The organism is Natrarchaeobius versutus (genome assembly GCF_041205745.1).
GTDB lineage: Archaea > Halobacteriota > Halobacteria > Halobacteriales > Natrialbaceae > Natrarchaeobius > Natrarchaeobius versutus.
The window spans coordinates 140,676-166,170 of the sequence record NZ_JBGFCC010000007.1 but is presented as its reverse complement, the minus strand read 5'-3'; the positions used below and the strand labels follow the sequence as shown (position 1 = coordinate 166,170).

Sequence of the window (25,495 nt, the reverse complement as noted above, 5' to 3'; positions counted from 1 at the left end):
GACTCGAGGGCCGTGTGAGTGACCGTTCCTGACTGTCCGTTCAGCGCGACAAACCGTCGATACTTAGGTATCGTCTCACGAACGCATCAGGTATGACCAGCGCTGACGACGCCGACGGTGCCGACGGTCGGGCCGACGACGGGGCCGATGATTCGGTCGGTGACGAGCCGGAACGCGCACCCGAAAGCGAGTCCGATGGGGCCGAACGGTCGGAATCCGGCGAGAGCGATCGAACCGAGGAGTCGGAATCGAAAGCGGATACCGAGTCGGAGTCCGCCTCTGCGGACGAGTCCGCGGGGGACGCACCCGAATCTGGCTCGAGCGACGCCGAATCGGACGCGCCCAACACCGAATCCGCTGGGCGAGACGCCGAAGCTGACGAACGCGAGAACGAATCGGTCGGGAGCGAGGACAGCCTCGACGGGAGCGCCGCCGAATCCGACGAAATCGGGGACAGCCCCGGCGAGGACGACGCAGAATCCGACTCGCGCGACGGCTACTCTACGGCGCGTACGCCCCCCTCGGACGACCGGTACGTTCGAAAGGACTGCGTGTTGATCACCGGCTGTTCGTCTGGCATCGGCCGCGCGACTGCGCGTACCTTCCTCGAGGAGGAGTGGCAGGTAATCGCGACAGCGCGGAACGTCGCGGACATCGAGGACCTCGAGGAGGAGGGGTGTACGACGCTCGAACTCGACGTTACCGACCACGATCAGGTCATAGACGTCGTCGAGCAAGCCGTCGAGATCGGCGGCGCGATCGATTGTCTCGTCAACAACGCCGGCTACGCGCAGATGGGGCCGATCGAGGACGTGACGATGGCCGACCTCCACCGACAGTTCGACGTCAACGTCTACGGCCCCCACCGGCTCACTCGCGCCGCGCTTGCGCACATGCGCGCACAGGGTGACGGACGGATCGTCAACGTCTCGAGCGTCACCGGGCGGGTTTCGTTCCCGGGATCGGGCGCCTACTCGGGGTCGAAACACGCACTCGAGGCGATGAGCGACTCGCTCCGGGCGGAAGTCGAGGAGTTCGGCATCGACGTCGTCGTGATCGAGCCAGGTCCGGTCGAGACGAACTTTTCGGACCGGGTCGACGACGAACTCCCCGAGACCGGTCGGACGCCGGCCTACGAGTCGCTGTACGAACTGTACGACGACATGCAACTGATCGGCGGCGGAAGCGGGGGACCGTTCGCCTCCCAGCCCGAAGACGTCGCGCGAGCGATCCTCGAGGCGGGGACCCACCCCGAACCGCCGGCGCGCTATCCCGTCGGCCCCCTGGGTCAGTTCGGCGTCTACGCCCGGTATCTCCCGGACAGCTTGCGCGATGCGGGATACGCGTTGCTCCGGAAGCTGAGCTAATTCGCTCGGGAGAGTCCCGCGGAATCGTCGTTACGAGTGCGCTGGGTGGTCGAACTGGCGCGGTCGACGCCAAACTGGTCCGAATCCGGAACGGCTCGAGTCGACGATCACGTCAGTGTGGGAAAATATTTGTTCTCGACGGCGGTACCTCCGTCCATGTCAGAGTCGACACCGGGCGTCGTCGAACTCGCCGACGACGTTTCGGCACTGCTCTACGGTATTGCGGGGTGGGCCTCGATCGGGTTCGGCGTCCTGCTCGCCGGTAGTGCCGTCTTGAACCTGATTTTCGGCGGACTCGCCCTTTCAGGTGCGACGGCCGTGGCCGCGACGATGATGCTAATCGTCGCCTTCGTCTTCGTCGCCCTCGGCGCGTTCGTCAACCCGCGGATGCGCCGTCGCCTGAACCGTCGTCACGCGCCAACGAAGTTCGGACGAGTCCACAGCGTCGATCAGCGCGTCATCCGCGCGGACGAGGAGTGTGCCGAACGCTGTGTGTCCTGTGGCTGTCGGATCGAGGAAGGCCTCCTCAGACGGTACCGTGAGGAGTACGCGATCGCTGGCGTCCCCGTCTACACGACCGACGTCGGCTACAACCACTACTGTCTCGAGTGTGCGACCGAGGAGTTTCTCGGGGAACGACCCAAAACCGGCGAACGCCTCGGAACGGCCGAAGCCGGCGAACGCGACGAACCCACACCCGCTCGAGAGCGATCCCTCGAGCGCGAGTGAGCCCCTTTTTCCCCACCTCCACCCATCCAACCAACTGGTCGCAGGTCCCGCGCCAGCTCGGTACACCGAACCGTTTGTGTCTCGAGTGTGGCGTCACAACCTCGGTTTCGAGTTCAGTCTGCCGGTTCCTCCGCAACTGGTTCGGCGTCCGATTCGTCGATATAGGTGCTCTTCCACGTTCCTCGAGTGAACCAGGCGACGCCGACGATCGCACCAAGGACGTTCCCGACGGCCATGCCGGTCCAGATACCGGTCTCGCCCCAGCCGAGGCCGAACACGAGGACGAAGACGGTTCCGACGCGGCCAACCCACAGGGTGACCACGGAGATCGTCATCGCGATCTTCGTGTTACCGGCGCCGCGGAAAGCCCCGAGCATCACCTGTGAGACGCCGATGAAGGCGAACTCGACCGAGCGAATCCGAACGTACTCGACGCCGTAGGCGATCGTCGCCGGGGCGTCGGGGACGTCCCCCAGAAACACGCCGACGATCGGTTCGGTGAACGTCACGGCGACGACTGCGACGACGAACATGACGCCAGCGCCGGTCGAGGCGGCGAGCCAGGCCGATTTGGCCGCCCGATCGGCCCGGCCCGCACCGAGGTTCTGTCCGACCATCGTGTCGATCGCCCGGCCTAACCCCATCGCCGGGAGGAAGACGAGCGAGATGAGCCGGTTGCCGAGACCGTAGGCCGCAACGACCGGCGGCGAGAACGTCACGACCATCGCGGTCAAGGCGATCATCGCTAGTGCGCTCGTGCTCTGTTCGATCATGCTCGGCGTTCCCAGCCGAACGATGTCCTCGATGAACTCGAAGTCGGGCTTGAGGTGGGCGAGCTGGGTGGTCGGTCCGACGGCCGTCCCGAACAGCAGCCACAGCCCGATCCCGGTCCCGACGCCGCGCGAGACGATCGTTGCGACCGCCGCCCCCTCGATCCCCCAGCCGGTAAAGCCGGTCGCCGAGAACAGCGCCTCCTCGAGCGCTCGGAGGCCGAGCCAGCCGAACAGTGGGTTGTCCTGGAAGCCGAAGATCAAGAACGGATCGAGGACGACGTTGACGATCACGGAGACGACCATCACCAGCATCGGCGTCCGCGTATCGCCGTAGCCTCGCATCAACGCGGAGAAGACGAAGAAGCCGAACATAAGCGGAATTCCGAGGAAGAAAATCTCCATGTAGTCGGCCGCCAGCGGAATGACCGCCGCGGACGTCTCGGGGTCGCTGGGCAGGATCTCGAGGGCAGGACGGGTATAAAAGTAGCCGCCGATCGCGATCACGACCGACAGCAATCCGACGAACGAGACCGTCTGTCCGGCGACTAGTCCGGCTGATCGATCCCCCTCGGCGCCCATGTACTGTGCGACGAGGATCGCCCCCGCGGTCGTAAAGCCGCCGGCGATCGCGATCAACAGGAAGACGAGCGGGAACGCGAGGCTGATCGCGCCGACGGCGTCCGCGGAGAGCCGTCCGAGATAGAGCGTGTCGACGACGTTGTAGGTGACCTGTAACAGCTGAATTACGACGATCGGCCATGCGAGGTGAAACAGCGGCCGAACGAGACTCCCCTCGGTGATCGACTCGGTCGAATCGTCGAACTCGGAGTCCGCGTCTCCGTCCGCCCCCTCCCCCGTCGCAGTGCGTTCGGACCCGTCGCTCGAGTCGGAGTCGTCGTCGGGGTTGGAGGTGGGATCGTCGGAACTCATGCGTATGCGTCGCCGAGGAATCCGTCACTGTTCGACCGCGGTTGCTCGCAGTCGTCGAGTGCACAGAGTCTACACGAAATTCGCTCGGCGGTCGTGGGCCGGTCGAAGACGGGAACCGCAATCACTGACTGAATAGTCAGTCACGCTCGAGAAAATCCTTTCGAAACGATAGCTCCGTCTGCTACCGGAGACAGGCGGCGACGACTTCGAGCATCCCTTTGCCACGAACCTCGTCTGCGAACAGCGGGACGCGCTTGACCACAGTTCCTCGGAACAGCTCCTGTGCTTCGGAGAGCGCCGATTGCTGGACGTCCCACCGTCGCTGACAGAACGCACAGTCGTCGAGATTCGGCTGGAGGAACTCTCCCTCGACGTCGTCAGTGACGTCCGAGAGCGGTTCCATGACGCGGTTGACGACGAGGGTACCGACCGGGATGTCGAACTCGTCGAGGCGCGTGCGGAGTCGCTTGGACTCGAGGACGCTCATCTCCTCGGGGACCATCACGATCCGGAAATCCGTCCGCGACGGATCCTGGAGTGCGGCTCGAAGTCGTTCGATTCGCTCGCGAAGCACCTCCAGGTCCTCGAGGCCACCCTCGTCGGGAACCTCCTCGCCGCCGAACATTCCCTTGACGTTCTCGAACATTCCCCCGATCCGTTGGCGAAACTGGAGGAGACGACCCGTCATCGTGTCCATGAGTTCGGGCAACTGAAGCAGTCGGAGCGTGTGGCCCGTCGGTGCCGTGTCGACGACGACCCGCTCGAACCGGGGATCGTCGAGGTACTCGAGAAGCAGTTGCATCGCCGCCGCCTCGTCGGCGCCGGGCATCGCACCGCCGAAGAGGGCGTCCATCGGGTTTCCTTCGCCGAACATCTCGCCCAGACCGCCGATGTCGCCGGGCATCTCGGGACCCCCGCCGCCCCCGACCTCACCGCCCCCGGCCCCGCCGAACGCCGCCTTCCCGCTTTCGATCGCCGCCTCGGGATCGATCTCGACGCCGTAGAGGGGGACGTCCTCCCGAATGCGACCAGGCTCTGGAGGAACGTCGGTCTCGAACGTATCGGAAAGCGAGTGAGCCGGGTCCGTCGAGACGACGAGCGTCGAAGTGCCGCCACGAGCGCTGTCGAGGGCCGTCGCCGCGGCCATCGTCGTCTTCCCGACTCCGCCTTTCCCGCCGTAGAGGATATACTCCGGTCCCTCGAGGGGGTCGTCGGACGGTTCGACCTCGATCGTCTCGCGGTCGTCGACGGAGCCGACGTCGTCAGTCGGGGTGACCTCGATGGTGTGTGCACCGCCGTCCTCGTCCGCTCGTTCCTCGACCGGTTCGACGTCGATTCCGCTCATGGTCGTGATACCTCGTCCCAACACGTGTATTCGTCGGTCCGGGTCGGGCTCGAGGGTCACCCCCGGTATACCCCTCTAGCCACTCGAGGGCGTTCGAATCACCGTCACTCCAGACATCATTTAACACCATTATATATTCGATCGCCATATTATCGTTTAAGCCACATCATTAAATACGAGATCGACGTTCGGTCGGTAGAGAGATCCGATCTAGTCGTCGTTGAACGTCGGATTACCACATCACACCCCACCACAATGTCACTACAGACTACTCGAAAAACGGCCCCGGAATCGACGCTCGAGAAGACCACACTGGCCGACCGAGGTGCCACCGAACCGTTCCCGTACGAAACGTCCACTACCGGCGTTTCGCTCCCCACACCGACCGCTCGGCGAGTCCTCCGGTCGGACGACGAGAACTACCCCGCGGGGACGACAGGGACGATGGAGTGTCCAGTCTGTGGCGAACCCACGGTAAACGGCGCGGGACTGTTCGCTTGTACTGACTGTTGCTGGACCGGATCGCTCAGATAGCTCGAGACGCTCGCTCGAGAGTCGACTGGGCACACGCCGCGAATCGCCTGGCCGCCGCCGATCGATTTCTGTCATACGGACTGCTGTCGATCAGTGCCGGCGAAACCACGATCCACAGGGGGTTTCCGGTAAACCGTACAGCAATCCGTATCAAGCGAACCGCGTCGAAAGCCGCTCGGCGGCCTCCTCGACACGCGGCGTGACGAGTGCGAACCGGAGCCACTCCGCGCGCGAGTCGCCGAACGCCTCGCCCGGCATGCCGGCGACGCCGGCATCGTCGATCAACTCGAAGACGTTCTCGAGCGTCCCGGGGTAGTCCTCAAAGCGCGCCATCACGTAGAACGATCCCTCCGGCGTCGTGTATTCGGCGCCGGCGGTCTCGAGGGCGTCGGTGAACGCGTCGACCCGCTCGCGGAGCAGTTTGCGGTTTCGTTCGTAGTAATCGGGATCGGTCTCTCGGAGCGCGTACAGGACGGCGTACTGGGAGGGACGACTGCCGGCGACGTTGACCAGCATGTGTCGGCTCCTGGCGTTTCCGACCAGTTCGGGCGGAAAAATCGCGTAGCCGACGCGGAAGCCGGTGATCGCCAGCGACTTCGAAAAGGCGTTCGTGACGATCCGGTGATCCGAATCGACCGCGAGCGCGCTCTCGAATGTCCCCGAGAGATCGAAGTGGTCGTACACCTCGTCGCTTATTAGCAGGGCGTCGTACTCCTCGGCGATCGCGACGAGTTCGCGGATCGTTTCTGCGGAGTAGACCGCGCCCGTCGGGTTGTTCGGCGAGTTCACGACGATCGCGGCCGTCTCCTCGCTCGCCGCCGCGCGGACGTCCGACGGATCGAGTTGGCCTCGCTCGTCGGTCGCGACGAATCGCTGGGTTCCGCCGAGCATCGTCGTCTTCCCCGGATAGTAGGGGTAGACCGGATCGGTCAGGATCACTTCCTCACCCTGGTCGCGCTCGAGCGCTCGCGCCATCGCGAGGTAGTTCGCCTCGCCGGCGCCGTTGGTCACGACGACCTGCTCCGTCTCGACGCCGCGACGGGCGGCGATCTCCTCGCGAAGTTCGAGTAAGCCGTCGCTCGGCGGGTACTGAAACGCCTCGGGATCGAGGTCGGCGTACTCGGAAAGGCCGTCACGGAGCGCCTGGGGCGGCTCCCAGTCGGGGTTGCCACTCACCATATCGATCACGTCTCCCTCGGCACTCGAGGCGTACTTCATCACCCGGAAGAAAAGCGGCGTCTCGTACTCCATGTGTAGTACTGTCTCCGGTGATACGTCGTTCTTTCCGTCTGTAGATCAGGATGCGCTCCGCTGATCGACCGTCCGTCGCGACGACGAGAGATCAATCGACCGGGATCGAGACCAGCGTCCCGTCGACGAGTGTATAGAGGTCGTCGCCGCCGGCGAACAGTCCGTCGATCGTCCCCTCGAACTGGTGTCGCCAGCGCCGCCGTCCCCGCGTTTCGCCCCACAACTCGAGGCCGTTCGTCCCGACGAACGCCGCGGCGAAGGCATCCTCGAACGTGACGATCTCCGGCGGCGTGTAGACGAGTTCCCCGGTGGCCGGGCTACTGACTCTCGGGACGACCCGCATGTTTCCCTCCCAGGCGAGGCTCCCGTCCGGCCGAATCCCGAGAAATTCTCCGTCGTCGTTCGTGAAGACGAGTTCGTCGCCGCTCACACTCACGAGGCCGTGGTCCTCCCTGGTCCACTCGAGCGTGCCCGTCGACCGATCGACCGCACAGGTGGTGGGCAGTCCCTGGCCCCAGGGCGTGCTCACGATGACGGTGTCGCCGACGACGGTTTCCGGGCTCGTCGTCCCGATATCGAACGCCTCGTCGAGCGTGACCGTCCACCGATCCCGGCCGGACTCGAGGTCGATCGCGGACAGTCGCTTCGATCCGTTTTCGGGCGCCGCCGCCGCGTACAGCGTCCCGTCGATTACGCCCCCGGCCCAGCTCCGCGCGTCCACGTCGCCGAACCGCCACGTCTCGGTTCCGGTCTCCCGGTCGAGGGCGACGAGCGACCGTGACGCCGCTCCGAGAGGCCTCACCGATAGAACGACGGTGCCGTCGGTCACGTCGACCGGCACGTGTCGGTCGCCGTCTCGATACGACCACTCGACGGTTCCCTGGTTCAGGTCGAAACCGCGGTAGCCGTCCCCCGGAACGAGCCCGAACTCCGGCGTGTACGTGTGGACCATCGTTCCCTCCCACGTCCACCGCTTGTCCCCCGTTTCGGGGTCGAATCCGATCGTCTCGCGACCGTTCGATCGATAACAGACGACCGCGGAGTCGGCCCGAAACAGCCGCTGGTAGCTCCCCCCGACGCGCCACAGTTCGTCCCCACTCGAGCGATCGACGGCGAGGACGCCGCCGTTTCCGTAGACGTACCACCGTGAGTCATCGGAGACGAGCGCCGAAATCCCTCGGAGGTCGTGGCCCCAGGCGGGGTCGCCGTCTGCCCGCGAGAGCGCGAGCAGTTGGCGTTCGGTCGCGACGACCGTCCGATCGGGGGTCGTCTCGAGTGCAACCACGTCTTCGGAACCGGCGTGCTCCCAGGCGATCGTCGGACCGTCCGCGAAGAAGAATCCGACGTCGAGATCCTCATCGATCGAATCCGCGTCCAGACAGCCAGCGGTGAGCCCGACGCCGGCGGCGGTCATCGACTCGAGGAAGCCCCGTCGTCTCATCACGTAGACGTCACTCGGAATGGTATAAAATCCAATCGGAGTCTTCTCGATAGAAATTCGAACAGAGCACCGATTCCGACCATTGACAACGGTGGCGCCCGTTCGCTTTGGCGATGAACGACCAGATCGATCGCGAGCGCCCGATGGCGGTCGCCGACGCGTTGCGGGAGACGGACGCCACCCTCGCAGTCGCGGAGTCCTGTACCGGCGGGTTGGTCGGCGCCGCGATCACCGCCGTCCCCGGCGCGAGCGACTACTTCGATTCGGGCGTGACGGCCTACGCCTACGGCGCGAAGCGACGATTCCTCGGAGTCAGCCGCGAGTCGCTCGACGAACATGGCGCCGTCTCCGCGTCGGTCGCCCGCGAGATGGCCCGCGGCGTCCGCGACGTCGCCGACGTCACCTGGGGCGTCTCCACGACCGGAATCGCGGGTCCAACCGGCGGGACCGAGGAAAACCCCGTCGGCATCGTCTATATCGGCGTCGCCTACGCCGGCCCCTGGGGAAGCGAGTCCTCGTTCGCGACCGCCACCCGCTACGAGTTCGACGGCGACCGCGCGGAGGTTCGTGCACGGACGGTCGATCAGGCGCTCGAGGATCTGCTCGCGGCGGTAGACGAGCGCGAGCGAGCATAGCCCGGCCCGAACGTCCCGCTCGACGAACACTCTCGAGAGAAAGGTATTCGTCGGTCGGTTCACGAGTAGGGGGTGGATGAACAAGAAGGGACACGTGCTCAACGCCGTGTTGTTGAGCATCGGGTTGGGGTACATCCTCGAGCCGGCGACGGACCTGTCGGCGGTGCCGGCGACGCTCGAGACGATGGTGGCGATCGCCGTGCCGGTCACGCTCGGCGCGATGGTACCGGACATCGACACGGCCTTTGGCAAACACCGGAAGACGCTTCACAACCTGCCGTTGCTGATCGGGTTCTTCGCCTTTCCGTTTTACTTCGGCAACCTCGAGTACGTCTGGATCGGCGTTTTGACCCACTACGTCCTCGACATGGCCGGGAGCAGGCGCGGTATCGCGCTGTTTTACCCGCTTCTGTCCACGGAGTACGATCTGCCGACCGGCGTTCCGGTCAGTAGCCGGTACGCGACGATCGTGACGGTGCTCGTGACCGGTGCGGAACTGGTGGTCGCCGCGGCGATCGTCTTCGACGTGCCTCGGTGGGGATTCGAGGCCGGTCGCCAGGCGCTCGGAGTCTAAAAACGAATCCGAATCGGGCTATCGCTTGTTCGGAACCCACTCCTCGCAGGCGTCCATGTCGTCCATCGCACGCTCGTGGCGCCCGCAGTAGGGGACCATCCCCGAGGAGGACCGAACGTACTCGAAGTGTCGGCAGTTCCCACAGTAGCGGTCGGTCGGATCGGGGTCGGGTTCGGCGGGGGCGTCGACGATTTCGGCGTCGTCGCCTCCGGCGTCCATCGGAGAAGAGAGGTCGGCGGTCGTCGATCCGCCGTCGCTGGTCGGGGTCGGGGTAGCGACGCCGCTACCAGCGGATCGTCCCGACGAAGACGAACTCGAGCGAGCCGACTGTGACGATCCCTCGTCGAACGAGAGCACGGACCCGCCGTCACCGGTTCCCGAACTCGAGTCGGCCGTGCGGTTCGAACCGGACGGGTCGGCGTTCGTCTGCGTCTCGACCTCGCCGTCGGGCGTTCCGCCCAAGAATCCGATACCGCCGAGCCCGCCGGAGGATTGCTCTTCCTCTGTCATTTCGACGATCGTCTGGTTCCGGCGGGTGACGTTCATCTCGAGCATGCCGCCGGGGTCGTTTCGGGTCTTGAAGTTGACGACGGCGGTGAACAGACACCAGAGGGCGGTGAACAGCCCGAGCAGGTAGACGGCCGAGACCTGCAGGGTGAGGTCGTCGCCGACACCGCGCCAGTGGTAGGGGTAAGCGTGCCAGAACAGCGCGACGCCGAACAGACAGAGGCTCGCGCTGATCGCGGTCGCCGCTCGAACTCGCCGACTCGCGGGGAGGACGACGAACACACCGACGAGCGCGACGGGAACCCCGAGCCCGGCGAGCAATCCGGCGATGCGAACCGACGCGTACGTTTCGCCCATCTCCCACCCGAGCGAGCCGACGAACCCTCCGAAGAGGTCGGTCGCCGCCAGGAGTACGGCGGTGACGGCCAGGAGCGCACCGACCAGGACGAGCGCCGTTCCCGCGTACAACCGCCGGGGGGTGGTTACCCCCCGTGCGTTCCCCTCGTAGACGTCCGTCAGGCTTGTCATGCGGGGTCATTCGACCTCCCTCCACAAAACGGTACGTCAGACACAGGTCAACTCACAGAGAGGAATGAGGAGCGGTCCTCTGGCGCGTCTCTGCGCTCCGTCACTCCGGGCTACTCGAGACCTCACCCTGGGCTACTCGAGGCCCCACCACGCGTCGTAGTGATCGACGACGTCGTCGATCGTGGCGACGGCGGAATCGGTGTCGCCCTCGAGCCAGACGAACGGATCGTCGATGGCGGAATCGATACCGAGGACGCCCTCGATCGTTCCGAGCGTCGCGTACGCGAGGTGGCTGGGGTGGTAGCCGCCCTCCTGGATCAGGGCGAGTCGCCCGTTCGCGGACGCTTCGGCGATTCGGCGCGCTCGTCGACCGAGCATCTCGAAGCCGGCTTTCGTCACGACGTTTCGTCCCAGCGGGTCGACCGTTCCGGGATCGCCACCGGCGCTGACCAGCAGGAGGTCGGGATCGTACTGCGTGACGATCGGTTCGACGAGGCGGTCGAACGCCACCTCGTAGCCGCCGTTGCCGGTTCCCGGCGGGAGCGGAACGTTCACGTTGTAGCCGACGCCGTCACCCTCGCCGTGTTCGTCCGCGTCGCCCGTTTGTGGATGGGCCTCTGGATTCCACGAGACGTGGTCGTTGTGAAGGCTGATCGTCAAGACGTCCGCACGCTCGAAGAAGATCTCCTGGGTGCCGTTGCCGTGGTGGACGTCCCAATCGAGGATCGCGACCCGATCGACACCTGCGTGGGTAAGCGCCTGTTCGGCCGCCACCGCGACGTTGTTGAAAAAACAGAAGCCGTCGAACTGTGCCGGCTGGGCGTGGTGTCCGCTCGGTCTGATGGCCGCGTACGGGACGTCCTCGAGTCCGCGCTCTATCGCGTGGTCGGCGGCCGCGGCGGCGCCTCCAGCGGCGTATCTGGCGGCCGCGTACGTCGCCTCGTTGGCGCCGGTTCCGCCGGTGATCCGGCCGCCACCCGTCGCACAGACCGTCCGCAATTGCTCCACGTGAGACGGGTCGTGAACGCGGTGAAGCTGTTCGTCCGTCGCTTCCGGCGCGTCGCGCCATCGGACGCGTTCTTCGAGTTCGTGTCTGAGGATGTGACGGACGTTTCGGAGGCGGTCGGGCCGATCCGGATGGGGCTGTTCGACGGCGAGCCGTCCCGTCCACGGCGCCTCACCTTCCCCCGCGGGCGGTTCGTGCTCGAGGAACCGCTCGTTCCAGAGTGCGGTCACTTCCATCGTCCGTGAACAGGAACGACCGACGAGTTAGCAGTACCGATTGCGGAAGTACTATTCCGCAGTTCCGCCCTGTTTTTCGCCGGGGACCGCTCGATTAACGTCGAAGTGAGCGGCATCGGACACTCGAAGGAACAACTGCCGTTCGGCTGTGTCGGGCTTCGGTAGCCTGGGTTAACTATTTACGGATCCGCCTCGATGGAGGAAATAACCGGAAGTACACTTCCGGGTTCCGTGATGACCGAGAGGAACTCGAGCCCCGACGCGTCGCCCGACGAACTACTCGCCCGCGAGTACGAACGTTACCGTGAGCGGACGCCGAACTCGAAAGAGATGGCTGACGATCTGCGGGAGGTCGTTCCGGCCGGCGTCTGCAGTACGTACCGGGCGTACGAGCCGTATCCGTTTCACGCTGAGCGTGTGGCGGGAACGACGATCCACGACGTCGACGGCAACGAGTACCTCGATTTCGCGCTCAACAACGGAACCCAGCTCGTCGGCCACACCCACCCGAAACTGACGGAAGCCGCGACCGACCAGATCGAACGAGGAACGCTCTATACGCGCCCGAGTCAACTGCTCGAGTTCGCGGCCACCCCGTTGATCGATCGGTGGGAGGCGATCGAACAGGTCCGCTTTACGAACAGCGGAACGGAGGCCGTGATGCACGCGACCCGCCTCGCGCGTGCGTACACCGGTCGCGAAAAAGTGATCCGGATGGAAGGCGCCTATCACGGCGCCCACGATCCGGCGCTCGTGAGCAAGATGCCACCGCTCGAGCAGGCCGGTCCGGCACACGATCCGCGCCCGGTTCGCGAATCCCAGGGCGTGCCATCGTCGGTTCCCGACGACGTCCTGCTCGCCCAGTACAACGACGCGGAAAGCGTCGAACGGCTGTTAGGCGAACGCGCATCGGAAGTCGCCGCCATCCTGGTCGAACCGGCCTGTCTCAACCTCGGACTCGTCGAACCGGAAAACGGCTTCCTCGAGCGGTTGCGCGAACTCGCCGACGAGTACAACGTCGTGTTGATCTTCGACGAGGTGAAAACCGGCGTCAAACTTGCGCCCGGCGGCGGCGCGGAGTACTACGGCGTCCAGCCCGACATCGTCGCACTCGCGAAGGCGATCGGCGGCGGCTACCCGGTCGGCGCGTTCGGCGGCCGACGCGAGATCATGTCGCTGATCGCCGACGACCTGAACGAGGGCGTCGCGACCGGCGCGGCACACTACGGAACGTACAACGGCAATCCGCTTGCTCTCCGCGCCGTCGGCGTCACCCTCCGCGAGATTCTGACCGACGAGGTCTACGACCGCCTCGCCGACCACAACGATCGGCTCGCGGCGGGCTACCGTGAGGTCATCGAGGAGACGGGTCTCGAGGCCCAGGTGAAAGCCGTCGGCTCCCAGGGGATGGTTCACTTCACCGAGGAGCCGATCCGCACCTTCCGCGACTGGACGCACGTCGACGAGGAGTTCCACGAAGCCTACTGGATCGGAATGGTAAACAGGGGCGTTCTCCCCCACCCACACGACGCGTCTCAGCAGTGGACGGTGAGCGTCCAGCACACCGCCGAAGACGTCGACGCCCACGTCGATGCGTTCGCGGATCTCGCCACGCATTTATCCGACGCCCAACACTAGTCGGGCGATGACGAACGATCCCGACCGGCGGACGTACGACGTGCTTCGGCTCTTGGCCGAACACGAACCGATCGGTAGCGTCCACCTCACGGAACATCTCCGGGAGCGGGGCTACTCGATCACCGAGCGAGCGGTTCGACTCACGCTCGCCGACCTGGACGAGGCCGGGCTGACCGAGAAGGTTGGCGGAAAGGGGCGACGACTGACGTCCGACGGGCGTGCGGAACTCGACCGCGGTGGCGTCCGCGGTCGCGTCGAGCAGGTTCGCGAGACGCTCGCCGACCTGACGAGCCGCGTCACTTACGATCCTGCGACCGATACCGGCGACGTTATCGCGGGTACCGTCACCGTTCCCCGAGCGAAGCGGGACGAACTCGAGGCGGTGCTCGAGCGGATCGACGACTCGCCGTTCGGCCCGGTCGCCGTCGGAATCGAACCCATCGAACGTGACGGCGCCGACTGCCTGGAGGTGGCCGCCGCCTCGAGCGTGACGATCGACGGCGTCTTCCTCTCTCACGGCATCGAGAGCTACCCCGATACGATCGGGGTCGTCGAGTACCATCCCGACCCCGACGACGTTCCCTACGAGGACCCGGACCCCGCGGCCCACGGTGGCGCGATCCGACGATACACGGACGTAATCGGTGACGAGCGAGCGACGCTCGATCTGGTCTCCCTGTTGATCGAGGCCCGCCGGACCGACGTCACGAGCGCGCTCGACGGGAAGACCGGATTGCTGGTCGCCGACAATAGGGAATTCCCGCTCGCCCACTACGAGACGGCACGCGAGCTCGCGGTCGGGACTCGCGACGGGCTGGGCGGGACGCTGGACGTTCGTCGGCCGCGCGAATCAGGGCCGTTTCCGTGGGGCGACCCGGGCTGGGCGTTTGGCTCGCTCACCTACGCCGGGGGCGCCGAATGCGTCATCTCGGCATGTGTAGAGGCTGATCTGGCGCTCGAGTGGGAAACGCTTCGAGGACTCCGGTCTCGTTCCAGTCTATCCACCGAAAGTAATTAGGAGTGGAAATATTTCAGATTTTCTTTCCAATTGTAGTCCAATCTATCCTCGAATCGGACACTACGATTAATATATAAACAAGTTCTGAAATTCGGTGAGAAGGTTTATGTATTGGAAACGTAGATAGTGTGATACGGTGGCAATAGTATGCCGGGACCAACACACGGACGACGGAAATTTCTCGAGCGAGCGGCAACGGGTGCAAGCGCGGTCACGCTCGCCGGGCTCGCAGGGTGTACGGGCGTCCTCGAAGACGACACGCTAACGGTTGCCGTCTACGGCGGCGTGTTTCAGGACGTAATGGACGAAGAGCTGTTCGCACCGTTCGAAGAGGAGGTCGATTTCGAGGTCGAATCGGAAGCACAGCCGACCTCCGAGGAGGCGCTTACCCAGTACGAAAACGCCGTTGGGGCGGGGGAAGCGCCCGTCGACGTCGCCATCATGGCTCAGACCGGCGTCATGCAGGGTCTGAACTCCGATCTGTGGCACATCTGGGACGACGACGACTTCGACAACGTCGAGTACATCAGCGACGACCTCGTCGGCGAGGCCGACGGCGGAATCTCGAGCGTCGGCGCGCTGTCGTGGTACATCAATCTCGTCCAGAACACGGACGTCATCGAAGAGCCAGTCGACACGTGGGAGGCCTTGTGGGACGAGGAGTACGAGGATACGCTCGGATTGCTGGGCTACGCCTCGAACTCGTTTTTACTCGAGGTCACTGCAGAGTTACACTTCGGCGGCCAGGAGATCCTCGACGACCGCGACGGCGTGATGGAGGTCTTCGAGGAACTCGAGGGCGTAACCGACCAGGCGAACTTCTGGTACGAGAACGAAGCGGAGTTCCAACAGCGACTTCGGGACGGCGAAGTGCCGGCGGGGATGCTCTACAGTGACATCACGCTCGTCATGCAAGACGACGGCGCGCCTGTCCAGTCGAACTTCGTCGAAGAGGGGTCGATCCTCGACTCCGGACTCTGGGTTACACTCGAGACCTCGGAGGTCAAAGAGGAGGCACGGCAGTTCATCGATTATGCGAGCCAGCCCGAGGTACAGGACCTCCTCGCGGAAAGTCTGTATACGAGTCCGACGGTCGAAGAACAGTACTCCGAGATCGACGGCGAGTTGTACGAACAGATCGCCGGCCCCGGACCGGACGCCGCAATCTCACCCAAGTACGAACTCTACGTCGAGGACGAAGACTGGGTGAGTGAACGCTGGGAGGAGTTCATCATCGGCTAAGCCAGAATGAGCGGAATCTCACTCGAAGGCGTGACGAAGCGGTATCCGGGCGGTGTCCTCGCCGTCAAGGGCGTCGACATCGACATCGAAAGCGGCGAGTTCGTCACGCTCGTCGGCCCGTCGGGCTGTGGAAAGACGACGACGTTACGGATGATCGCCGGCTTCGAAACGCCGACCGACGGGACGGTTGGAATCGACGGCGAGAACGTTACCGACGCGCCGCCCTACGAGCGCGACACCGGGATGGTCTTTCAGGACTTCGCGTTGTTCCCCCACATGACCATCGACGAGAACGTCGCATACGGGATGGAGGCGGCGGGCGAGTACACCGACGAGGAGATCGACGCACGCGTCGCCGAGATGCTCGAGTTGGTCGAACTCCCCGACGTCGGCGATCGGACGCCCGACCAGCTTTCGGGCGGCCAACAACAGCGGATCGCGCTGGCTCGAGCGCTCGCTCCGAAGCCGAAGGCGCTGTTGCTCGACGAACCGCTCGCCAGCCTCGACAAGAAGCTTCGCGAGCAGATGCAAGTCGAGTTGCGCCGGATCCAACAGGAGATCGGCATCACGACGGTGTTCGTCACGCACAACCAGGAGGAGGCGCTGACGATGTCCGACCGTCTCGCCGTGATGAACGACGGTCGCTTCGAACAGATCGGGCCGCCGGAGGAGGTCTACGACGATCCGGACTCGCGGTTCGTCGCCGACTTCCTCGGCACCGCCAACATCTTCGACGGCACCGTCGCGTCCGTCGAAGACGGCTACGCGACCGTCGACTGTCCCGACGCGACGCTCCGATCGAGGAACCCGGGAGACGTCGGATCCGGAACGGACGTCTCGGTCGTCGTCCGGCCGGAGCGGTTCCGCCTCGAGGGTGCGAGCACCGACGGCGGCGTCGGCGTCGACGACACCAACGTCTTCGAGGGAACGGTCACGTTCAAACGACACCTCGGCAGCAGCGTCGAGTTCCGCCTCGAGACCGACGGCGGTCGCGAGATCGTCGTCGTCCGCCGGAGCGGGCTCGACGAACTCGAGCCCGGCGACCGGACGACGGTCGCTATCGCCGCCGAGGACTGCCGGCTCGTGGAGGCGTAGATGGCGACGGAGACGTCCACGGACGACGGTGCCGGCGAGTCGGGCCGAGCGGGCCTGAAGGCGAACGCGAAGTGGTACGTCCTCTCGTACCCGCTGTTCTGGCTCGTCGCCGTCTTCCTCGTCCCGCTGTCCATGCTGGTCGTGTTCAGCTTCTGGGTAAACATCCCCGGCGGGCAATACGAGATGGGCTTTACGCTCGAGAACTACGCCAGGTTTCTCACGAGCAGTCTCTATCTCGGCCAGACGTGGCTGACGATCGAACTCTCGCTCGTCACCGCCGTCCTCTCGCTGGCACTCGGCTATCCGATCGCGTACTACCTCGCGCGGATGAATCGGCCGTGGCTCCGAGATCTGCTGTTGCTTACGATCATCTCCTCGCTGTGGGTGACGTACGTCATCCGGGCGTACGCCTGGCAGGTCATCCTCGCTTCGGGCGGCTTTCTGAGTTCCTTCGGCGTCGCCGTCGGAATCCTCTCTGAACCTCGGTCGTTCTACCCGGGCTACTGGGGGCTGGTGGTCGGCATGGTGTACGTCTTCTTGCCGTTCATGATCCTCACGCTGTACAGTAGCATCCGCAACATCGACGACGAACTGCTCGAGGCTTCGAAGAACCTCGGCGCGGGGCCGGCGAGGACGTTCAGGAAGGTGACGTATCCGCTGTCGAAAAACGGCATCGCGAGCGGAACCGCGCTCGTGTTCATCCTCGCGCTCGGTTCGTACGTCTTGCCGCGACTGCTGGGGAGTTCCTCCGAACGAACCCTGCCGGTGTTGATCGAACAACAGATCATGAGCGAGAGCAACTACCCGTTCGGCGCCGCGATGAGCATCGGGCTGATCGTCGTCGTGCTCGCGTTCCTCTGGGTGATGGTTCGCTTTACGAACGTCACCGCCGCGAGTCTGAGCGGGAGCGACGAGATCACCACCGACGGCGGATCAGCGGGCCCAAAGCCGGTCGCCTCCCCCGGAACCGGCGTCGGAGCGCGAATTCGGTCCGCAGTCGTCGGCGCGGCCGCAAGCGTCGGCCTCACGCGGGTTGGCGCCGGGATTGCAGGGAGCGTCGACTCGCTCGTGACGACGATCGACTCGTCGACCCGGGAGTCGATCATCTGGGTGACGTTCAGAGCGTACGTCGCGGCGGCGATGGCCTTTATCGCCGTTCCGCTCGCGATCATCGTCGCGGTCTCGGTTACGCCCGAGGAGTTTCTGACGTTCCCGCCGGGAGGCTTCTCCGTGCGCTGGTACGTCGAGTTCTTCACCGATCTGAGCTGGATGGGTGCGCTCGCGAACAGCCTCGGGATCGCCCTCGGCGCGGCGATTCTCAGCACGACGATCGGTGGCGGCCTCGCGTTCGCCCTCGATCGGTTCGACTACCGCTGGCAGTCAGTTCTCGGGGGACTCGGCGTCCTGCCGATCCTCGTTCCACCCGTGATCATCGGCGTCGCCTTCCTCGTGTTCTTTCTCGAGGTTGGCTTCGCCGGGACACGCACGGCCATCGTCGTCGCCCACGGGATCTTCTATGCGCCGTTCCCGTTCATCCTGATCTCACAGGGGCTTCGCGAGATCGACCGAACGTACGAGGAGGCCGCGATGAACCTCGGTGCGTCTCCGGTTCGGACGATCCGGACGATCACCTACCCGCTGTTGCGCGCGAATGTGATCTCCGGCGCGCTGTTCGCCTTCATCCTCTCGCTCAACGAGTACATCATCGCGTGGCTCCTCTCGTTGTTCCTCGTCGAGACGATCCCGATCGAGATCTTCAACCAGCTTCGGTACTCGTATCCGCCGACCATCGCGGCCGCAAGCGTGGTCTTCATCGGCCTCACCGTCGTCGTGATGACGGCGATCGATCGGCTCTCCGGGGGGATCTGGGACTGATGGTATCGGACACCCGCGTCGTCGTCGCCCAGACGGTTCCCGAGTTCGGTGCCGTCTCCGACAACCGCGACCGAACGCTCGAGATCGTTCGCTCGCACCCGGAAGCCGACCTCGTCGTCCTCCCGGAACTCGCGACCTCTGGCTACGTGTTCGAGTCCGCCGAGGAAGTGGCATCGATGGCCGAACCCCGGGACGGCGAGACCGCCCGTGCCTGGGCGGCAGTCGCCGCCGAAACCGATAGTTGGATCGTCGGCGGCGTTCCCGAGCGTGCGAGCGGGCGGTGTTACAACAGCGCGTTCGTCGTCTCGCCTGAGGGCCTGGAAGGGGTCTTCCGGAAGCTACATCTCTGGAACGAGGAGAAACGGTGGTTCGAGCCCGGCGACCGACTGCCGGTGTTCGACGCGCCGTTCGGCCGCCTGGGCGTCCAGATCTGCAACGATCTGTGGTTCCCCGAGGCGACGATCACGCAGGCGCGACGCGGCGCCGATCTGATCGCCGTGCCGACGAACTGGGTTCCAGATCCCGGTGTGGCGAGGGAGAGCCGCCCCGCCGGCTGGACGATGGGCGTCCACCAGGCGGTCGCCCACGCCAACGCCAACCGGGTGTTCGTCGCCTGTGCGGACCGCGCCGGCGTCGAACGGAACGTTCCGTTCGAAGGCCAGAGCGTCCTCCTCGATCCGAACGGCCGACCGCTCGCCGGGCCGGCACCTGAGGAGGGCGAGCACGTTCTCGAGGCCGACTGCGACCTCTCGCGGGCCCGCGATAAGTCGCTGACCGATCGCGACGACGTACTCGCAGACCGCCGACCGGACGTCTACGACTGTTAACTGTCGGTCGGCTCCGGCAAACGAGCAATCGATTGCACCGACTCGAGTTTGTGTCGAGAGACCATTCCGTACAGCGTCTCCCACGAGGTTGTGAGGTCGTACTCGTACAGCGCCGTTAATAGCAGTTCCCCGGTTCCGGCGTACGTGATCGATCCGAACGACCACCCGGTGTTCCCTTCCTGAAGTTGCGTCCGTTCGCGCGGTCGCTGAAAGTCGAGGACGCCGCCGAGGGAATCCCTCGTCGACTCCGCGAGGTCGCGGGCCTCCTCGAACCGGTTGATCGGGAACTCCCGGTCGTCGCCGAGGAGAAATCCGGTCTCCGACGACTCGAGAATGCTCGTGACGTCGCTGCGGTCGGCCTCGATCAGGAGCGTGATGACGTCGATCGACGATCCTTTCCCGTTTATCACGTCGACGTGGCGGACAATCCGGCCCCTTTCGTCGTCGCCGTCGTCCACCCGAGCGTCCGCGGGTTCGTACTCGAGAACGGCGGCGTTCGTAAGCGTCGCGTTGATTCCGTGGGTGAGCAAGACGCCGTCGAGGGAGATGCTCGAGGGGACGAGCAGTCGGTAGTCGCCGGGCTCGTTCTCGTCGCTTTCGGCGAACGACACCGGGATCGGACCGAACGAACGCGCGTCGAGGCGGGCGAGCACCGAGAGGGCGTCGTCGACGTCGTCCTCCGCGAGGAACGCTCCCGAGACGATGAGTACGCCGGCGTCTTCGGTCGGATCGTACGTCACCCGACTGGTAAGCTGGGCGATTCGCGCACGGATCTGCTCGAGGCGGCCGCTGACGTGGCCCTGCTCGAGTTCGCGACGACCCTGTTTGGTGAGTCGACGACCGCGCCCCGGAACCTTCGTGGTTAATCCCAGGTCGTCGAGTTCCGACAGCGTGAGCCTGATCGTCCGGCCTTTGATATCGTAGCCGTGTACCTGCATCAGTTCGACGAGCTGAATGCTGCCGATCGGGCCGTGACGGTCGACCAGCCTGAGGATGTCGTACGTTCGTCGATCGAGATCCGGGGGCATTCAGGCGAACAATGGACGACGGGATACACTAATGTTTGCGTTCGGTTGCGAGAGACGAACGTCCCGCGGCGCAACTGGCACCGAAACGCTTCCCCGTCGAGCCGCCCGTGGGACCAGCAGACCTCGTCGCGGTTTCGCCTCCGCGAGGGACGTCCCGTGGGTAAGCTTTTATTTCCTGTAGACCGTCGCATAGGGTGGCAACAAATTGCCATACTGTGTGACAATGGCACCCAATACGACGTTCACGGATAATCGGGAAGTCGAGTCACGGTACGACGAGTACGTGATGTCAGTGTGGAAAGAACTCGACGTCCCCGTCGAACGAGCCGAGGGTTGTACGCTCGAGGACTTCGATGGAAACGAGTATCTCGACCTTTTTTCGGGCATTTCGGTGGCGAACGTTGGCCACAACAATCCCGCGGTCGTCGATGCCGCACGGGACCAACTCGAGGAGTTCGTCCACGGCTGTTCGTACGTTCATCCGAACGGCCCGGTCGCGGCCCTCGGCGAACGGATCGCCGAGATCACCCCCGGCGACCTCGAGAAGAGTTTCTTCTGTAACTCGGGAACCGAAGCGGTCGAGGGCGCGGTCAAACTCGCCCGCAAGCACACGGGTAACACGGAGGTCGTCGCCCTCGAGATGGCGTTTCACGGCCGGACGCTCGGCAGTCTCGCGCTGACAGGGAACAAGGCGTACAAAGCGGAGATGGCGCCGACGATCAACGACGTGGTCCACGCACCGGCGCCGTACGCCTATCGGTGTCCGTCCTGTGACGGCGAGTGTACGGCCGCGTGCGCCGACCGACTCGAGCACGTTATCGGCACCCACAGCTCGGGCGACCTCGCGGCGGTCGTCGTCGAACCGGTGATGGGGGAAGGGGGAATCGTCGTTCCGCCGGCGGGGTGGCTCGAGCGCGTCCAGGAGATCGCCCACGACCACGGCGGCCTCCTGATCGCAGACGAGGTCCAGTCGGGGTACGGTCGCACCGGGGAACTGTTCGCCGTCGAGCACTTCGACGTCGAACCCGATATCGTGACCCAGGCCAAGGGGATCGCGAACGGGCTCCCGCTGGGTGCGTTCACCGCGCCCGCCGAAATCGCCGACAGCTTCGACTCCGGCGACCACCTCTCGACGTTCGGCGGCAACCCCGTCGCCTGCGCCGCCGCACTCGCGACGATCGACGAACTCGAGGGCGGGATCGTCGAGAACGCGCGCGATCAGGGGGCGTGGCTCGCCGAGGAACTCGAGGCCCTCGAGGCGTCGTTCGACGTCGTCGGCGAGACCCGCGGCCTCGGCCTGATGCAAGGGATCGAACTCGTCGACCCCGACGGGGAGGGGCCCCTCGGCGTCGCGGCCGCCCCGGCCGACGACCTCGCGAAGACCGTCTCCAAACGGCTGCGAGCGGACGGCATCGTCATCGGCGTCGGCGGCTACTACGGCAACGTCCTGCGGTTCCAGCCGCCACTGACGATCTCTCGCGAACAACTCGAGCGAGCGGTGGAGTCGCTCGAAGCGGCGCTCGAGGCGGAGGTCGAGACGGATGCGTGAGCGCGATCGAGCCGAGGTGTTTCGCGAGTCGGTGACCGGCGCGGACGTCGAACTCGCCTACGCCGGATTCGACCGCTTCCTCAAGGGCGAGGAACGCGCGTTCGACGACGTCGACGACGTCGACGCGGCGGTCGTCGGCGTCCCCTACGACGGGGCCGTCTCCAACCGTCCCGGCGCGCGGTACGGGCCGGCGGCGATCCGGGAGGCCAGCGGCTGGTGGGCCTACATCTCGGATTACAAGGGCGGGCTGACGAACATGCAGACCGGAAACAACGTCGACTTCGGTAACCTCTCGGTGGCCGACTGCGGCGACGTCCCCGTCTTCCCGATGGACCACGAGACGACCGCCGAGAGCATCACGGCCCACGTCGCCGCACTCGCCGCACAGACGTTCCCCGTCCTGCTCGGGGGCGACCACTACTGTACGTTCCCCTCGGTTCGTGGCTTCGCCGAAGGCGGCGGCTACGACAGCGTCGGCTTCGTCCAGATCGACGCACACACCGACACCGTCTCCGAGAGCCCCGTCTTCGGCACCGAGTTCCACGGCTCGAGTACGGCGTTGATCGCCGACTCGCCGTCCGTCGACTACGAGAACGTCAGCCAGGTCGCGATTCGCGGCTACGAGTCGCCGGACTTCTTCGAGTTCGCCGACGAAACCGGCCTCAACCTCTACACGATGCGGGAGGTCGAAAAGCGAGGGATTGGCGACGTCGTCTCCGACGCCGTCGAAGCCGCGGCCGACGGAACCGACGCCGTCTACGTCAGTTTCGACATCGACGCCGTCGACCCGAGCGTCGCGCCGGGAACCGGTACGCCGATCCCCGGCGGCCTCTCCGCCCAGCAGGCTCTCGAGACGATGGAGATACTGGGGGCACACGACGCCGTTTCCGGCGCCGACCTGATGGAGGTCGCGCCGCGGTACGACTCGACCGAAGGGACACAGCGCCTCGCGGCGTACCTCCTCGTCACGTTGCTCGAGCGCGCGTTCGCGGAGTGAGCACAGATCATGGACACACCACACAACGGCGGACTTCCCGACGGCGTCGTCGGCACCGGTCGGACGACCGGCGTCGCCGAATCGGTCATCCGGGAGATGACTCGTGAGGCGATCGATCGAGGCGCGATCAACCTCTCACAGGGCATTCCCGACGAGGACGAGACGCCCCCGTCGATCAAGGCGGCCGCGAAGGAAGCGATCGACACCGACAGTCAGTACACCATCACCTGGGGCTTACCCGAACTCCGGGAGGCCGTCTCCGAGCGCTACGCCGAGTGGAAAGGAGTGGAGTACGATCCCGAGACGGAGGTGACGATCACCAGTGGGACCAGCGAGGCGATCATGTCGACGATGCTCGCACTCGCCGGCCCCGGCGACGAGGTGATCTACTTCGAACCCGTCTACGAGAGCTACATCCCTGCGAGCCAGTTTGCCGGCGCAAGCGCCGTCCCGCTCGACATGACCGACGGCCTCGAGCCCGATTACGACGCGCTGGCCGCGGCGGCCGAACGCGCCCGCATCCTCGTGCTCAACACGCCGATGAACCCGACCGGGAAGGTCTTCACTCGCGAGGAACTCGAGCGGATCGAAGAGATCGTTTTCGAGCACGACTTGATCGTCCTCACGGACGAGATCTACGAGCACATCGTCTACACCGACGACTACGTCAGCCCGGTCGAGGTCGGTGACCTCGCCGAGCGAACCGTCGTCTGTACGGGCATGTCGAAGACGTTCAGCGTCACCGGCTGGCGCGTCGGCTTCTGTCTCGCTCCCGAATACCTCTCCAGGGAACTCCGGAAGGTCCACGACTACACGAGCATCTGCGCGCCGACACCCTTCCAGCGCGCCGGCGTCGAGGCGCTCTCCCTGCCGGAGTCGTACTACGAGGAACTCTCCGACTCCTACGAGCGTCGCCGCGACCAGCTCTGTGCCGGCCTCCGCGAGGCCGGCCTCGAACCCGTCGAACCCGACGGCGCCTACTACGTGATGACCCGCTACCCGACCGACGAGACCGACCTCGAGTTCTGTTATCGGCTGATCCGGGAAGCAGGCGTCGCACCCGTCCCCGGCAGTAGCTTCTACACCGACCCCGACGCCGAAACCGACTGGGTCCGATTTACGTTCTCGCGCAACGAGTCGACGATCGACGAGGCGATCGATCGATTACTCGAGAATCGCTGGTGGTAACCCCGGACGATCTTCGAACGGTTCCGACCGACTCGGCGGAAGCGAAACCTTGAATCGACGCGCTCGCGAACCGCCGATCATGAGCGACGACGAGGACGAGGAACCCGCCGTTTCACTCGGAGAACACACGCCCGTCGAGGGTGCGCCTCTCGCGCGGGTCACCTCGAGACTGACCTGGCCCAAGGAGAAAAGCGAAATCGACCGCCTCGAGGGCGACAGCGTCCTCCGAACGCCCGACGGTCCCCAGGAGCTATCGACGATTCTCGAGGCGGTCGAGGAGACGTACTTCGAGCGCCACCAGGAGTTCGAAGCACACGTCCGCGAGGTCGTCGCCACCGGACCGATTCCGACCGCGGACGAATAATCAGCCGTGGCGACCGAGAGCGACCGACGCGTTCTCGAGGTCGTTCGCGACCAGTTCGATCGGCTCTCCTGGGTCCAGAAATCGCTTCTAACGGGTGCGATTCTAACGGTCGTCTGGATGCACTCGGTCCCCGGCGAACTCGATCGACGAGTGGTCTTCGAGTCCGTGCTGATGATCGGTGGACCGCTCGCGTTGGGGCTCACACACGGGCGACACATCGGCTGGAATATCAATCGCGTCGCCATCAGGAACGCCGTCTTGCTCTCGATGTTCGTCCTTCCGTTCTACCTCGTGGGTTCGACGCTTCCGACGATTCGATCGTTTTACCCGATCTGGGAGACCTCCGCCGCTCCCGGCGAGTTCGTCCCCCACGCGATCCAGCTGTTCGTTCTCGCGCTCGCGACCGAAACGTACTACCGCGGGTTGCTCTGTGTCGGCGTCAAGGAACTTGGGTTCAAGGCGGTGTTTATCAGCCCCGTCGTCTACATGATCCACCACTCCTCGAAGCCGCCGATCGAGTTCCTGCTGTCGGGTCCGACCGACGTCCTCTTCGGCGCGGTCGACTACAAATCCGACTCCATCCTCCCGTCGGTGATCGCCCACGGTGCGGGGCTCGTTTTGCTCGACTGGCTCGTCCTGCACGATCCGCTGTTCGATCCCACGACCGCGCTACGATACCTCGAGTGGCTCCCGATTCCGCTGTGAACGGAGCGGCGTCGCGACTCTCGGTCGTCGCGGATCGAACCGGCTATACTACCCACCGAAGCCACTGCATACCCACTGACGATAATCGACCCGGAGACCGGACGCTGTCTGTG

General features: G+C 65.0%; 22 protein-coding genes. 15 read left to right on the top strand and 7 right to left on the bottom strand.

The window, feature by feature from the left end; translation table 11 throughout:
• Positions 1–446: 446 nt before the first annotated feature.
• Positions 447–1,367 carry an SDR family oxidoreductase gene (locus tag AB7C87_RS16330; protein ID WP_369730719.1) on the top strand — a complete coding sequence of 307 codons (921 nt, stop codon included), beginning with the start codon at positions 447–449 and terminating at the stop codon, positions 1,365–1,367.
• A gap of 156 nt (positions 1,368–1,523) precedes the next feature.
• Positions 1,524–2,096: a DUF8108 domain-containing protein gene (locus AB7C87_RS16325; protein ID WP_369730556.1), complete on the top strand. Its 573-nt coding sequence runs from the start codon at positions 1,524–1,526 to the stop codon at positions 2,094–2,096.
• A gap of 113 nt (positions 2,097–2,209) precedes the next feature.
• On the opposite strand, the gene AB7C87_RS16320 is transcribed toward AB7C87_RS16325, so the two are convergent.
• From AB7C87_RS16320 to AB7C87_RS16305, 4 genes are all read right to left on the bottom strand, one after another.
• Positions 2,210–3,799, bottom strand: a complete 1,590-nt coding sequence (locus AB7C87_RS16320) for an MATE family efflux transporter (RefSeq protein ID WP_369730555.1) — start codon at positions 3,797–3,799, stop codon at positions 2,210–2,212.
• A 181-nt stretch (positions 3,800–3,980) separates the two neighbouring features.
• On the bottom strand, positions 3,981–5,144 hold the full coding sequence (locus AB7C87_RS16315; protein WP_369730554.1) for an ArsA family ATPase: 1,164 nt from the start codon (positions 5,142–5,144) through the stop codon (positions 3,981–3,983).
• Positions 5,145–5,828: 684 nt separating this feature from the next.
• Positions 5,829–6,929 (bottom strand): pyridoxal phosphate-dependent aminotransferase, encoded by a 1,101-nt coding sequence (locus tag AB7C87_RS16310; RefSeq protein WP_369730553.1) that lies wholly within the window; start codon positions 6,927–6,929, stop codon positions 5,829–5,831.
• Between the two features lie 91 nt (positions 6,930–7,020).
• Positions 7,021–8,370, bottom strand: a complete 1,350-nt coding sequence (locus AB7C87_RS16305) for an outer membrane protein assembly factor BamB family protein (RefSeq protein ID WP_369730552.1) — start codon at positions 8,368–8,370, stop codon at positions 7,021–7,023.
• 113 nt (positions 8,371–8,483) lie between these two features.
• On the opposite strand from AB7C87_RS16305, the gene AB7C87_RS16300 reads away from it, so the two are divergent.
• Positions 8,484–9,005 (top strand): CinA family protein, encoded by a 522-nt coding sequence (locus AB7C87_RS16300; protein WP_369730551.1) that lies wholly within the window; start codon positions 8,484–8,486, stop codon positions 9,003–9,005.
• Between the two features lie 76 nt (positions 9,006–9,081).
• On the top strand, positions 9,082–9,579 hold the full coding sequence (locus AB7C87_RS16295) for a metal-dependent hydrolase (RefSeq protein WP_369730550.1): 498 nt from the start codon (positions 9,082–9,084) through the stop codon (positions 9,577–9,579).
• An 18-nt stretch (positions 9,580–9,597) separates the two neighbouring features.
• Here the strand turns inward: AB7C87_RS16295 and AB7C87_RS16290 are convergent, their stop codons facing one another.
• A complete protein-coding gene (locus AB7C87_RS16290) occupies positions 9,598–10,614 on the bottom strand; it encodes a cell division protein CdpA domain-containing protein (protein ID WP_369730549.1) in 1,017 nt (338 codons plus the stop codon).
• Between the two features lie 132 nt (positions 10,615–10,746).
• The gene (locus AB7C87_RS16285; RefSeq protein ID WP_369730548.1) at positions 10,747–11,856 is read right to left on the bottom strand and encodes an arginase family protein; all 1,110 of its coding nucleotides are present in this window, start codon (positions 11,854–11,856) and stop codon (positions 10,747–10,749) included.
• A gap of 234 nt (positions 11,857–12,090) precedes the next feature.
• Between AB7C87_RS16285 and AB7C87_RS16280 the strand changes: the two genes are divergently transcribed.
• The 6 genes from AB7C87_RS16280 (at position 12,091) to AB7C87_RS16255 (ending at position 19,551) form a co-directional block, all read left to right on the top strand.
• On the top strand, positions 12,091–13,494 hold the full coding sequence (locus tag AB7C87_RS16280; RefSeq protein ID WP_369730547.1) for an aspartate aminotransferase family protein: 1,404 nt from the start codon (positions 12,091–12,093) through the stop codon (positions 13,492–13,494).
• Between the two features lie 7 nt (positions 13,495–13,501).
• Entirely contained in the window at positions 13,502–14,512 is a 1,011-nt protein-coding gene (locus AB7C87_RS16275) for an NrpR regulatory domain-containing protein (RefSeq protein ID WP_369730546.1), read from the top strand.
• Between the two features lie 147 nt (positions 14,513–14,659).
• Positions 14,660–15,754, top strand: a complete 1,095-nt coding sequence (locus tag AB7C87_RS16270; RefSeq protein ID WP_369730545.1) for an ABC transporter substrate-binding protein — start codon at positions 14,660–14,662, stop codon at positions 15,752–15,754.
• A 6-nt stretch (positions 15,755–15,760) separates the two neighbouring features.
• Entirely contained in the window at positions 15,761–16,849 is a 1,089-nt protein-coding gene (locus AB7C87_RS16265) for an ABC transporter ATP-binding protein (RefSeq protein WP_369730544.1), read from the top strand.
• Positions 16,850–18,724, top strand: a complete 1,875-nt coding sequence (locus AB7C87_RS16260; RefSeq protein WP_369730543.1) for an ABC transporter permease subunit — start codon at positions 16,850–16,852, stop codon at positions 18,722–18,724.
• Positions 18,724–19,551, top strand: a complete 828-nt coding sequence (locus tag AB7C87_RS16255) for a nitrilase-related carbon-nitrogen hydrolase (RefSeq protein ID WP_369730542.1) — start codon at positions 18,724–18,726, stop codon at positions 19,549–19,551. Before AB7C87_RS16260 ends, AB7C87_RS16255 begins: the two co-directional genes overlap by 1 nt.
• Here AB7C87_RS16255 and AB7C87_RS16250 read toward each other — a convergent pair.
• Positions 19,548–20,579, bottom strand: coding sequence for an NrpR regulatory domain-containing protein (locus tag AB7C87_RS16250; protein WP_369730541.1), 1,032 nt, complete (start codon positions 20,577–20,579; stop codon positions 19,548–19,550). The genes AB7C87_RS16255 and AB7C87_RS16250 overlap by 4 nt on opposite strands.
• 223 nt (positions 20,580–20,802) lie before the next feature.
• Here AB7C87_RS16250 and AB7C87_RS16245 point away from each other — a divergent pair, with 223 nt between their 5' ends.
• The 5 genes from AB7C87_RS16245 to AB7C87_RS16225 all read left to right on the top strand — a co-directional run bounded on the left by AB7C87_RS16245 (position 20,803) and on the right by AB7C87_RS16225 (position 25,382).
• On the top strand, positions 20,803–22,128 hold the full coding sequence (locus AB7C87_RS16245) for an aspartate aminotransferase family protein (RefSeq protein WP_369730540.1): 1,326 nt from the start codon (positions 20,803–20,805) through the stop codon (positions 22,126–22,128).
• On the top strand, positions 22,121–23,125 hold the full coding sequence (gene speB / locus AB7C87_RS16240; RefSeq protein WP_369730539.1) for an agmatinase: 1,005 nt from the start codon (positions 22,121–22,123) through the stop codon (positions 23,123–23,125). Before AB7C87_RS16245 ends, speB begins: the two co-directional genes overlap by 8 nt.
• A gap of 9 nt (positions 23,126–23,134) precedes the next feature.
• Positions 23,135–24,313, top strand: a complete 1,179-nt coding sequence (locus tag AB7C87_RS16235) for a pyridoxal phosphate-dependent aminotransferase (protein WP_369730538.1) — start codon at positions 23,135–23,137, stop codon at positions 24,311–24,313.
• Positions 24,314–24,392: 79 nt separating this feature from the next.
• Entirely contained in the window at positions 24,393–24,677 is a 285-nt protein-coding gene (locus tag AB7C87_RS16230) for a DUF5789 family protein (protein ID WP_369730537.1), read from the top strand.
• A 6-nt stretch (positions 24,678–24,683) separates the two neighbouring features.
• Complete coding sequence (locus AB7C87_RS16225) at positions 24,684–25,382, top strand: CPBP family glutamic-type intramembrane protease (RefSeq protein ID WP_369730536.1); 699 nt, start codon at positions 24,684–24,686, stop codon at positions 25,380–25,382.
• Positions 25,383–25,495: the final 113 nt, after the last annotated feature.

What these genes read in the sequence shown, in the direction of transcription:
- AB7C87_RS16325 (WP_369730556.1), top strand. Translation starts at nt 1,524, where the DNA reads ATGTCAGAGTCGACACCGGGCGTCGTCGAACTCGCCGACGACGTTTCG.
- AB7C87_RS16320 (WP_369730555.1), bottom strand. Translation starts at nt 3,799, where the DNA reads ATGAGTTCCGACGATCCCACCTCCAACCCCGACGACGACTCCGACTCG.
- AB7C87_RS16315 (WP_369730554.1), bottom strand. Translation starts at nt 5,144, where the DNA reads ATGAGCGGAATCGACGTCGAACCGGTCGAGGAACGAGCGGACGAGGAC.
- AB7C87_RS16310 (WP_369730553.1), bottom strand. Translation starts at nt 6,929, where the DNA reads ATGGAGTACGAGACGCCGCTTTTCTTCCGGGTGATGAAGTACGCCTCG.
- AB7C87_RS16305 (WP_369730552.1), bottom strand. Translation starts at nt 8,370, where the DNA reads ATGAGACGACGGGGCTTCCTCGAGTCGATGACCGCCGCCGGCGTCGGG.
- AB7C87_RS16300 (WP_369730551.1), top strand. Translation starts at nt 8,484, where the DNA reads ATGAACGACCAGATCGATCGCGAGCGCCCGATGGCGGTCGCCGACGCG.
- AB7C87_RS16295 (WP_369730550.1), top strand. Translation starts at nt 9,082, where the DNA reads ATGAACAAGAAGGGACACGTGCTCAACGCCGTGTTGTTGAGCATCGGG.
- AB7C87_RS16290 (WP_369730549.1), bottom strand. Translation starts at nt 10,614, where the DNA reads ATGACAAGCCTGACGGACGTCTACGAGGGGAACGCACGGGGGGTAACC.
- AB7C87_RS16285 (WP_369730548.1), bottom strand. Translation starts at nt 11,856, where the DNA reads ATGGAAGTGACCGCACTCTGGAACGAGCGGTTCCTCGAGCACGAACCG.
- AB7C87_RS16280 (WP_369730547.1), top strand. Translation starts at nt 12,091, where the DNA reads ATGACCGAGAGGAACTCGAGCCCCGACGCGTCGCCCGACGAACTACTC.
- AB7C87_RS16275 (WP_369730546.1), top strand. Translation starts at nt 13,502, where the DNA reads ATGACGAACGATCCCGACCGGCGGACGTACGACGTGCTTCGGCTCTTG.
- AB7C87_RS16270 (WP_369730545.1), top strand. Translation starts at nt 14,660, where the DNA reads ATGCCGGGACCAACACACGGACGACGGAAATTTCTCGAGCGAGCGGCA.
- AB7C87_RS16265 (WP_369730544.1), top strand. Translation starts at nt 15,761, where the DNA reads ATGAGCGGAATCTCACTCGAAGGCGTGACGAAGCGGTATCCGGGCGGT.
- AB7C87_RS16260 (WP_369730543.1), top strand. Translation starts at nt 16,850, where the DNA reads ATGGCGACGGAGACGTCCACGGACGACGGTGCCGGCGAGTCGGGCCGA.
- AB7C87_RS16255 (WP_369730542.1), top strand. Translation starts at nt 18,724, where the DNA reads ATGGTATCGGACACCCGCGTCGTCGTCGCCCAGACGGTTCCCGAGTTC.
- AB7C87_RS16250 (WP_369730541.1), bottom strand. Translation starts at nt 20,579, where the DNA reads ATGCCCCCGGATCTCGATCGACGAACGTACGACATCCTCAGGCTGGTC.
- AB7C87_RS16245 (WP_369730540.1), top strand. Translation starts at nt 20,803, where the DNA reads ATGGCACCCAATACGACGTTCACGGATAATCGGGAAGTCGAGTCACGG.
- speB (WP_369730539.1), top strand. Translation starts at nt 22,121, where the DNA reads ATGCGTGAGCGCGATCGAGCCGAGGTGTTTCGCGAGTCGGTGACCGGC.
- AB7C87_RS16235 (WP_369730538.1), top strand. Translation starts at nt 23,135, where the DNA reads ATGGACACACCACACAACGGCGGACTTCCCGACGGCGTCGTCGGCACC.
- AB7C87_RS16230 (WP_369730537.1), top strand. Translation starts at nt 24,393, where the DNA reads ATGAGCGACGACGAGGACGAGGAACCCGCCGTTTCACTCGGAGAACAC.